Annotated in this window: 5 protein-coding genes and 1 pseudogene; 3 read left to right on the top strand and 3 right to left on the bottom strand. The window is 68.5% G+C overall.

Going from position 1 to position 9,728, the window contains the following annotated elements; genetic code table 11:
* Both H7K62_RS21340 and H7K62_RS21345 read right to left on the bottom strand, forming a co-directional pair.
* Positions 1 to 195 (bottom strand): annotated as a pseudogene (locus H7K62_RS21340) (AAA family ATPase); the annotation flags it as partial.
* 105 nt (positions 196 to 300) lie between these two features.
* Positions 301 to 1,905, bottom strand: coding sequence for a helix-turn-helix domain-containing protein (locus H7K62_RS21345; protein ID WP_186722564.1), 1,605 nt, complete (start codon positions 1,903 to 1,905; stop codon positions 301 to 303).
* A 169-nt stretch (positions 1,906 to 2,074) separates the two neighbouring features.
* On the opposite strand from H7K62_RS21345, the gene H7K62_RS21350 reads away from it, so the two are divergent.
* From H7K62_RS21350 to H7K62_RS21360, 3 genes are all read left to right on the top strand, one after another.
* Positions 2,075 to 4,108 carry a hydantoinase/oxoprolinase family protein gene (locus H7K62_RS21350; protein ID WP_186722565.1) on the top strand — a complete coding sequence of 678 codons (2,034 nt, stop codon included), beginning with the start codon at positions 2,075 to 2,077 and terminating at the stop codon, positions 4,106 to 4,108.
* 2 nt (positions 4,109 to 4,110) lie between these two features.
* A complete protein-coding gene (locus H7K62_RS21355) occupies positions 4,111 to 6,090 on the top strand; it encodes a hydantoinase B/oxoprolinase family protein (RefSeq protein ID WP_186722566.1) in 1,980 nt (659 codons plus the stop codon).
* Between the two features lie 133 nt (positions 6,091 to 6,223).
* A complete protein-coding gene (locus H7K62_RS21360; protein WP_222438028.1) occupies positions 6,224 to 7,573 on the top strand; it encodes a purine-cytosine permease family protein in 1,350 nt (449 codons plus the stop codon).
* A gap of 143 nt (positions 7,574 to 7,716) precedes the next feature.
* Here the strand turns inward: H7K62_RS21360 and aceB are convergent, their stop codons facing one another.
* The gene (gene aceB / locus H7K62_RS21365; RefSeq protein ID WP_222438029.1) at positions 7,717 to 9,405 is read right to left on the bottom strand and encodes a malate synthase A; all 1,689 of its coding nucleotides are present in this window, start codon (positions 9,403 to 9,405) and stop codon (positions 7,717 to 7,719) included.
* Positions 9,406 to 9,728 lie beyond the last annotated feature (323 nt).

Consider the following 9,728-nt stretch of genomic DNA (forward strand, 5'->3'; position numbering starts at 1 on the left):
GAAGACCTCCACGAAGGGCCACTCCAGCCGGGAGGCGATGGCCTTGGCGAAGGTGGTCTTGCCGGTGCCGGGCGGGCCGAACAGGACCACGGCGCGCGGCGGGGCCACCCCGAACCTGTCGGCCACGTCGGGGTGGGCCAGGGGGATCACCAGGCGGCGCTCCAGCAGGCCCTTCTCCTCGGTCATGCCGTCGATGGCGTCCTAGCGGTCCCGCGGCCATGATCCAGTTTGCGGCACAATCTGCACCGGTCTCGGGGCTCGACCGGTCGAACAGTCACCAGCCGGGGTGCCGCCTCATCATCATTGCTCTGCACGCGAGATCCGGTCATGCAGGGCGACGTAGAGGTTGGCGATCACAGCCGCCGAGGCCAGCGGAGCCTCGATGATCTTCTCGATGCGCCTAAGTCGGTAGCGGACCGAGTTGGGGTGCATGAACAGTTCATCGGCGGTGGCGGTGATGTCCATGCCCCGTGTGAAGTACGCGACGAGCGTCACCACGAGGTCCTCATGCGCGAGCAGCTGGCTGAACTGCTGGTTGGTCTTCGTGGCCACGGCGTCTGGACTGCGACTGGAAAGCAGCCAGTTGATGATGTCAGCGTCCTCGAACCGCACTAGCAGCCCGGCGCTCCGGGCGGGCTGTTCCATCGCCCCCTTGGTCAGGCCGCGATAGCCGGCTCTTCGCACAGCCACCCGAAGCGCCCGCTCTGCGTCTCGGAAGTGCGCCCTGGCCTGGTGCAGGTCGACGAAAGGCTCGCTGACGCCCATGTGGAAGTTCTGCAGGACGGTGGACGTCCACGGGTCGACCCCGATCTCCTCCCCCACCATGCCCGAGATCTGACTTTGCTGGCCGTGCTCGTTGTGCTGGTCGAAGGCGAGTGGCAGCCCATACTCCTGAGCGACCTGCAAAATCTCATCTGCGGGGCTACCACCTTGTAGACCGGGCTGGGTCTGGGTCGGCTGAGGAAGTGCGGTGGCGAGGAAGCACCGCAGCGGCCGCCCCCTCTGAAACCTGTAGCTGCGCAGCCTGTCCCACAGCCGGGTCGAGGCCTCAGGTGTGATCCCGGCGCGCAGGAGGCTGAGGATCTCACTCGACTCGGCGACCGCCTGGGCCGTAGACAGGGACCGGACCCCGCGAACGGCGCCCAGGAGCCGTTGCGTTGCCTCAAGCACCGGCTCAGCCAGCTCGTCCAGGACCTCGGCTCGCCGGGAGCCGAGGGCGATCCAGTAGCCGACGCCGCGAAGAACCGTCGGACGCGCCACCACGTGCCAGCGGCCCACCACCACGCGGAACTGGGCGGGGCGCGCATCCTTGATCTCGTTCCAGATCAGCATGGCTGGCCCCTCTCCGGTGGAGGCCACCACGCGCCCGGACTCCTCGTACAGGACCGCCGTCCCGCGGATGAGCAGCCCGAGGCGGTGCACGAGAGCGCGTACCGGGTCGTCGCCGGCCAGCGTCTCCAGCAGGCCGTTCTGCAGCTCCAGCTCCTGCCTCGCCAGCAGGGAGTCTCGCCTGTCCAGGGCCCGCGAGACGTAGCTCTCGATCGTCCAGAAGGGCACATCGGCCCTCACCGCCGCCACCGTCAGGCCGCTGGTCCGGGCCGCCGTCAAGAGCTCCTCCGGCACCCGGTCGAAGTGCACGCCCACGCCGAACAGCAGCGCCGGAGCACGGCAAGCAGTGAGCTCGGCGACCAACTCGCCGAACGAGTGAGACGACGCACGACCATCTGTGAAGCGCATGCCCGTCGTGAGCATCACCCAACCGCGCTCGAGCCAGTTCCCCACGCCGTCGATTTCGATGGTGTGGGCACCGAGCACCGGAAGGGCGAGATCGCCCGCCACGAGGAGGTCCAGCCCCAATCCGGGTGCCTGCAGGAGCTCTTCCACGGTGAGAACGCGTTTGAGCACGCCTGATCCTGCCACTTGACTGGAATTCTCACAGCAGCCCAGCCCGCAATCTATCCGAATGAACAGTGACACCCGGGGTGCGCTTCTCCACAGTTGGCGACCAACACCGGTCCCATGGCGGGCAGAAGCCGGCCCGGGGAGCTACCCCTCACGTCCAGGAGTGTCGAACGTGTCTGCACTGAGAGTGGCCGTCGACGTCGGCGGAACCTTCACCGATGTCTGCATCTTCGACGAGGAGACGCGGAGCCTCCGCGTGACCAAGGTCCCCTCCACCCCCCACGACCCCATGGAGGCCGTCATGGCCGGGGTGGAGCGCGGCGGCGTCGACCTGAGCCAGGTCTCGCTGTTCTCCCACGGCACCACCGTCGCCACCAACGCCCTCATCACACGCAGGTTCCCGAACGCCGCCCTCGTCACCACCCGCGGTTTCCGGGACGTCATCGAGATCCGCGACGGCACCAAGGACGACCTGTGGGACGCCTACAAGGACGTCGCCGGGCCCTACATCCGCCGGCGCGACCGCTTCGAGGTGACCGAGCGCACTGATGCCGCCGGCCGTGTGGTCACACCCCTCGATGAGGCCGAGGCGCGGCAGCTGGCGAGCCTGCTGGGGCGGCGCGGCGTGACCACCGTGGCGGTGTGCTTCCTCAACTCTTACGCCAACACTGAGAATGAGCGTCGCATGGCCGAGGTGCTCCGCGAGGTGCTGCCCGAGGCGAACATCTCCACGTCGGCGGAGATCTTGCCCGAGATCTTCGAGTACGACCGCTTCAACACGACCGTCGCCAACGCCGTCCTGGCCCCCCTGGTGACGGGGTACGTCGATCGCCTCGCCGAGCGCCTGAAGGACGGCGGCTACCGCGGCGACCTCCTCCTTCTCCATTCCGGCGGCGGCTCGATGACACCCCGCATGGTCGGGAAGTTCCCCGTGCGGCTCGCAGCATCCGGTATCGCTGCGGGAGCGATCGCAGCGCGCCACCTGTCGACCCAGTGCGGCTTCCCCAACGCCATCGGGTTGGACATGGGCGGGACGAGCACGGACATCTGCCTTGTCCACGGCGGCGAAGTCCGCATGACCAAGGAGTGGTCGGTCGAGTACGGCTACCCGATCACCTTCCCCAGCATCGAGGTCCTCACCATCGGCGCCGGCGGCGGGTCTCTGGCCTGGATCGATGAGGCCAGGTCCCTGCGCAACGGGCCGCAGTCGGCGGGAGCGAGCCCCGGGCCGGCCTGCTACGGCTCCGGCGGGAACGAGCCGACCAACACAGACGCCAACCTCCTGCTGGGACGGCTGGGCCCCAGCCTGGCCGGGGGAGCCAAGGAGCTCGACGTCCAGATGGCCGAGAAGGCCCTTTCCAGCCTCGCCGGCCCGCTGGGCCTGGAGCTCGCTGAGGCGGCCGGGGCCGTCCTCCGCGTGGCGAACGCGAACATGGCCGATGCCGTGCGGCTAGTCTCCATCCGCCGGGGATACGACCCGCGCAACTTCGCGCTCATCGCCTTCGGAGGCGCAGGCGCCCTGCATGGCGCGGAGGTCGCCCGGGAACTCAACATCCCGACCGTGATCGTACCGCCTAACCCTGGAGTGACCTCGGCTCTAGGGTGCCTGCTCGTCGACATCCGCCACGACCTGTCGGCCATGTTCTCCCACCTGACCACCGATGCGGACGCCTCTGAGTTCGAGCGGACGTTCGCCGACCTCGAGCGCGAGGCGACCCACCGCCTCACCCAGGAGGGTGTCAGCTCCCACGAGGCGGTCCTGCAGAGGAATGCCTCGATGCGCTACAGCGGCCAGTGGCGCTCCCTGGTGATCGACGTTGGCGCGGGCGAGGGGGCCCTGGAGTCCGCCGTCGAGCGCTTCCACCAAGAGCACGAGCGGGAGTTCGCCTTCCGCAGGGACGACACCCCGGTGGAGATCTACCAGCTGGGGCTGCGGGCCATCGGCACGACTCCGAAGCCAGCCTTCGCCGCCCACGAGGTGACCCCTCGCCCCGCCCCGCATTCGCAGAGCACACGGCGGGCGTGGTTTCCCGAGACCGGCTGGGTCGACGCCGCTGTCCACCAGCGTTCGGACCTGCCGGCAGGTGCGCAGCTCACCGGTCCAGCCGTCATCGACCAGCTCGACTCAACGACCGTGATCCCCCCGGGCACGAGGGCCGAGGTCGACGCCTGGCTGAACATCCTGATCCACCTGACGGAGGACTGATCATGAGCGCGAACGTGCACGCCCCCCACACCAGGTCCCTGGACCCCGTGACCTTCGAAGTGCTGAAGAACTCCTTCACCACCTCGGTGGACCTGATGAGCGAACAGATCCTCCGGACCTGCTACTCCTTCGTCATCTACTGCCGAGACTTCTCCTCTGCGCTCTGCGACGCCGAGGGCAACACCGTGATGCAGGGCAGCCAGGACATCGCCGTGCACGTCGGCACGCTGCACTTCCAGTGCCAAGCGGTGATCGAGTACTTCAAGGAAGACATCAATCCCGGCGACGTCTTCGTCATCAACGACCCCTACCGCGGGGGCACGCACTTCAACGACATCAGCTTCATCCGCCCGATCTTCTCGGGCGGGCGCATCATCGGCTACGCGCAGAACAAGGGGCACTGGGCTGACGTCGGCGGCACCGTGCCCGGGTCCTTTGACGTCAACGCCACAGAGCACTTCGGGGAGGGGCTGCGAATCCCGGCCTTGAAGATCTGGGACCGCGGCGTCTTCCGCCACGACGTCGCGCAGCTCATCGTCCAGAACACCCGGTCGCCCTTCGTCGGGCTCGGTGACCTGCACGCCCAGTCCGAGGCCACCGCAGTTTGTGAGCGCGAGGTGCTGCGACTGGTCGACACCTACGGGGTCGACACCGTGACCTCCGCCATGGCGGAGGTGCAGGACTACGTCGAAGACATCGTGCGCCACCGCCTGGCCGAGCTGCCGGACGGCACCTGGGAAGCCGTGGACCACCTCGATGCGGACCCCGGCAGACCTGAAGGCCTCGTGCCGGTCAAGGTCCGCATGACGATCAGCGGTGACACGGTGACGTACGACCTGAGCGGAAGCGCACCCGCCGTGGCGACCTTCCTCAACAGCGGGTACGGGGCGACGTACTCGGCGCTGTACGCGGGCACCAAGACCTTCTTCCCCGACATCCCGTTGAACTCCGGCTTCTACCGCGCCGTGCGGGGTGAGCTCGGCCCCGAGGGCACCGTCGTCAACGCCGGCTGGCCGATCGCGGTCACCGGGTTCTGCTCGGGGGCCTACGAGAAGCTGATGAGCTCCATCGTAGAGATCTGGTCGTCCATCGTCCCCGAGCGCGCCATGGCGTGCTCCTTCAACTTGGAGTACCTGCTGGTCGGAGGCCGTGACGGTCGCAGCACAGAACGTCCCTACTTCATGTGGTACGACTGGATGGCTGGAGGGTGGGGAGGCCGCAGCACCAAGGACGGCTCGAACGCCACGGCCCCCGTCTTCGGTCCCGGTCTTGCGGTGCAGCCCCTCGAGGGCCAAGAGCGCCTCAGCCCCGTCCTGACGACGACGCACAGCATCCGCCCCGACTCCGGAGGACCCGGAAAGCACCGCGGTGGTTGCGGTGTCGAGAAGGGCGGCGTCCTTACCGACGCCGAGCGCACGGTGATGTCCTACTGCTGCGACCGCGCTCGCTCCGTGACCTGGGGCATCGACGGCGGCCTACCGTCCCTGCCGCACGGGGTCTGGCTGAACCGGGGGACGCAGGAGGAACGCTTCCTCGGCAGCGTCTTTTCCAACGTCCCGGTGCAGTCCGGGGACGCCTTCACGCGCCCGAGCGCAGGTGGCGGCGGAAACGGCGACCCCCTCGAGCGCGACCCGGCCCTCGTCCTCGAGGACGTCATCGACGGCTACGTCACCCTCCAGCGCGCCGAACGCGACTACGGCGTGGTCATCGAGGCGATCGACATCGAGTTGGACCAGTACCGGGTGCTCGCCGAGAAGACGGCGACCGCCAGAGCCGAGATCGCTGCCAGCCGCCGAGGCTGGCTCGAGGCCGACCCGGAGGAACTGGCAGCCGACTACCGCGCCGGCAAGGTCGACATGCTCGACATGGTCCGGCGCTACGGCGTCATCGTCGACTGGGGCACCGGTGAACTGCTGCCCGAGACCACCTCCCAGTTCCGGGACAACATGCGCCGCCGCTCCGCTGCCGGCTGGGTGTCGTAGCCCTCAGCCTTCCCTCGCCGGCAGAGCCACCACAGGGCTTTGAGCGCGAGGCGCGTCCCGACGCGCCTCGCGCTGCTCCGCCGCGCCCGCATGCCTTCCGATCGCCACGTCCACCACTAGAGAGGGACCAGCAATGCCCGCAGCAACGTCCACCTCCGGCCGCCTGCCCCGCCTGTCCTTGATGATGGGCTGGTGGTCGCTGGTGTCGGCCATGTTCTACCTCTACATCGCCGCGCTGGTCGCCTCCATCGTCGGCGTGCGCGATGCCCTCATCGGCATCGTGCTCACCGTCGTGGTCTACGGAGTGATCAACAAGGTCTTGGCGGGTCTCGCCATCGACACCGGCTCGACCGTGGAGGCGCTCTCGCGAGTGATGTTCGGCCGCGTCGGGTCACTGCTCGCCACCGCGGTCTTCGCAGCGACGGCCCTGTACTACGGGATCTTCGAAGGCTCGATCATCGCTGTCACCTTCGAGGCGTGGACGCGAGAGTCCCTGGGCTGGAGCATCAACGTCTGGTACTTCATCGTCGTCGCGTACTCCACACCCCTGGTCTTCGGCGGAGTGCGGAACTGGCTGGACAAGCTCAACGGGATCCTGCTCCCGCTGTACATCGTCGGGCTCGCTGCGGCCGTCGTCGTCGCGGCCGTGGTGGGCCAGCCCTCGGGGTGGACCGCGACCGGTCCGGCTGCGCCCATCGCGGTCTCCCAGGGCGGCCCGGGCTGGCTCCTCGCCTTCGGGATCTACATGGGCGTGTGGATCCTGATGATGTACACCGTCGACTTTGCCCGCCTCGGCAGGCCCGAGGACCGGCGCTTCCACACCACCGTGACGTTCGGGTGGGTGTTCTACACCTGCGTCTTCCTGGTCAACGGACTGATCGGCATCTTCCTTGCCCACGCCCTGCGCGAGCAAGTGGGGACGACGGTAAGCGAGGGGGGCGTGGCGGTAGCTCTCACCCAGGTGATGGGCTTCTGGGCGGTACTGCTCGTCTGGATCAGCCAGACGAGGATCAACACCGCCAACTACTACCTGGCCTCGACCAATCTGGAGGCGCTTGGGCGCCACGCGCTGCGCCTGAGGCTGCCGCGCGTGGTCTGGGTCCTGGTCGGGAGTCTGATCATGTTCGTGGTCATGCTCACCAACGTGTTCAGCTACATCCTGACGGCTCTGAGCTGGCAGGGGGTGCTGGTGACCGGCTGGGTGGCGATCGCTCTCACCCACGTCGCGCTGCAGCGGCGTAAGACGACGGCCGTGGAGGCTGATGCCGAGACGTCGGCTCTTGTGAGCCTTCCCGGCGTCATCGCCTGGGTGACAGCCTCGGTGGTGGGTCTGGGGCTGCTCGAGGCCGGGCCCGCATGGTCGGGGACCTGGGGCCCCATCCTCACCGCTGCGGTTGCCGCTGCGCTGTACGCCGGTCTGCAGCCGCTGGCCCGGCGTCCAGCGACCAGAGCCTCGACTGCCTCCAGCCGGGTGCCCGCGTGATGCGCCCGGCTCCAGCAGGTAGCTGGCGCGCCACTTCTAGCTGAGCGGTCTGACCCAGCACCCCACTCTTGAGGGGCCGACCACCTCCATGGTGATCGGCCCCTCAAGCGTGGAGATTTCCTCAGAGCGCCGAGACGCCCGCCTCAGACGCGGACGGCGACCAGGTGCTTGATGTACGCCGCCGTTGTCACGAACGCCGGGAACTCCTCTCCCAGCGCCACCTGTCGGAAGACTTGCGCGGCTTCGTCCACGTGGTCGTCACTGCGCCGCGGCAGCCACTCCACGACGTCGTCCAGGACCTCTTCGACGCGCCCGCGTGTGACCGCTCGCCCGTCCTCGGTCTTGATGCCCCAGCGGATCCACTGCCAGACCTGGGCTCGGGAGATCTCCGCGGTGGCGGCGTCCTCCATGAGCCCGTCGATGGCGACTGCGCCGGTCCCACCCAGCCAGGCTGCGATGTACCGCACAGCTGCGGAGACGTTGGTCCGGAGCCCGTCGGAAGTCACCCGCCCCGGCACAGAAGCCACGTCGAGCAGGCGCTCGGCTGTCCTGGCGTCGGAGGGCAATGCTGCTGAGGCCTGGGGTTGCTCACCTCGCTCGCGTCGCTCCAGCTCGGCATCGAAGGCGGCTCGTGCGACATCCACCAGCCCGGGGTGGGCCACCCAGCTGCCGTCGAAACCCATCCGCGCCTCACGCTCCTTATCAGCACGAACCTTCTCCAGCGCCTGCTCGGTGACCGACGGGTTCGACTTCAGCGGGATGAAGGCGCTCATACCGCCGATCGCCTGGGCGCCGCGTCGGTGGCACGTCTGCTGCAGCAGCTGGGCGTAGGCCGCCATCGGCGGCACCGTCATCGTCACGTCGGCGCGGTCCGGCAGCACCCACTGCGGTCCGCGCCCACGGAACGTCTTGATGATCGAGAAGATGTAGTCCCACCGGCCAGCATTCAGGCCCGCACAGTGGTCGCGAAGCTCATAGAGGATCTCCTCCATCTCGAAGGCCGCATGGATCGTCTCCACGAGAACAGTCGCGCGGACGGTGCCGTGCGGCAGGCCCAGGTACTCCTCAGTCACGGTGAACACCTCGTCCCACAGCCGTGCTTCGAGGTGGCTCTGCAGCTTGGGAAGGTAGACGTAGGGTCCCTTCCCGCTGGCGACGAGCTCGCGTGCGCACCCGGTGGCGAACAGGGCCCAGTCGACCAGCGAGGCCGAGGCGGGACAGCCCTGGCCAGACTCGTCGACCAACCGCAGGTGCTTCTCGGTCATGTGCCAGCCACGCGGTCGCATGACGATGGTCGTGTCCGCGACGCGGTGCCCTGCCAGCCCGCGTCCGTCCAGGTCCACCGGGAGCACCTCGTAGCGGCGACCGTCAGCAGCCGTGTGGGTCAGCTGCCCCCGGGCGGCATCGCGCAGCACCAGCTGGGAGGTGATCGTGTTCTCCCACGTGGGTGAGCTGGCGTCCTCCATGTCGGCTAGCCAGACCTGTGCGCCGCAGTTCAGCGCATTGATGCCCATCTTCGGCTCGCAAGGACCCGTGATCTCCACGCGGCGGTCCTCCAGGCCGGGGCCAGGACCGGCGACCCGCCAGGTGGGGTCGGCCCTGATGTAAGCCGTCTGCGGCAGGAAGGCGGGGGTCACCCCTCCGTCGATGCGGTGCTGCCGTTCCACACGTGCTCTGAGCAGGTCGTGCCGGCGTCCTGCAAGGCGCCGGTGCAGGTCGGCGACCAGCGCAAGGGCCTCGTCGGTGAGCACCTCGCCTGTCCGCTCGGACTCGCTGCCAAGAACCTCGACGCGCAGGGCGGGGCTGCGTCGGCCTGCCTGCCCGGTCGTCATGGGCGAGGTCCAGGATCGCATCAGCGACACACCACCGCGCGCCCCGTAGTCGTTGCGCCGATGCGATGAGGCGCAGCGCGGGCCCCCCGCCGGCTCGACCTCGCCGCAGCTTTCCTCGGTGCCGGCACGGCCGAGTTCTTGGGTGGTCTGCGCGTTCATGCGCGAGCCTGCCCTTCCGGCTGGGTGTGGAACTGCTCGGCCTCGGTGGAGCCGTGCAGGGCGAGGGTGGTGCTGGCGGGGTCGACGGCGGTGGAGACCCTGTCGAAGTACCCCGTGCCGACCTCGCGCTGGTGGCGGGTGGCGGTGTAGCCGTCCGCCTCGGC

Origin of the sequence: Quadrisphaera sp. RL12-1S, from assembly GCF_014270065.1 — a bacterium.
Classification (GTDB): Bacteria; Actinomycetota; Actinomycetes; order Actinomycetales; family Quadrisphaeraceae; genus Quadrisphaera.

Excerpts from the sequence above, each read along its gene's own strand:
- H7K62_RS21355 (WP_186722566.1), top strand. The coding sequence starts at position 4,111 with ATGAGCGCGAACGTGCACGCCCCCCACACCAGGTCCCTGGACCCCGTG.
- H7K62_RS21360 (WP_222438028.1), top strand. The coding sequence starts at position 6,224 with ATGCCCGCAGCAACGTCCACCTCCGGCCGCCTGCCCCGCCTGTCCTTG.
- aceB (WP_222438029.1), bottom strand. The coding sequence starts at position 9,405 with ATGACGACCGGGCAGGCAGGCCGACGCAGCCCCGCCCTGCGCGTCGAG.